We start from the raw sequence: 339 nt of genomic DNA, 5'->3' as shown, positions 1-339 counted from the left end.
CGCCCCACGGCGTAATAGTGCAACCCAGCGGGCCAACTGGCGCCTTGCTGCGTCAGCCAGGGGTGGGCGTAGTTGATAGCATGCTGTGAGACGATAAATAGTAAATCGCCGGCAGATAGATCGGCTAGGCGTTGTGGAAGATGCGCCAGGTCATTGCCAGGTGTAAAGTCGATAAGCGGCAGATGCCAGGCGGATTTACCGCGGGCGCGCAGCCTGTTCACTAACTGTTCGCCCGTAGGCGATGGGCGGGTGACGAGGATACTCATTGTGGGGAGTTGTCCTTACAAACCTGGGCCAAAATGGCGCGGGCGCCGCGAGCCAGCAGATCTTCAGCCAGGC

Annotated in this window: 1 protein-coding gene; it reads right to left on the bottom strand. The window is 59.9% G+C overall.

Annotated features, from left to right (window positions below; all coding sequences use genetic code 11):
- Positions 1-266: uroporphyrinogen-III synthase (locus tag BG74_RS17625; RefSeq protein ID WP_244267406.1), on the bottom strand; the 266-nt coding region annotated here is incomplete at its 3' end.
- Positions 267-339 lie beyond the last annotated feature (73 nt).

Source organism: Sodalis-like endosymbiont of Proechinophthirus fluctus (assembly GCF_001602625.1).
Classification (GTDB): Bacteria; Pseudomonadota; Gammaproteobacteria; order Enterobacterales; family Enterobacteriaceae.
The sequence above is the reverse complement of the archived record's forward strand: the minus strand, read 5'-3'. Positions and strand labels throughout refer to the sequence as shown.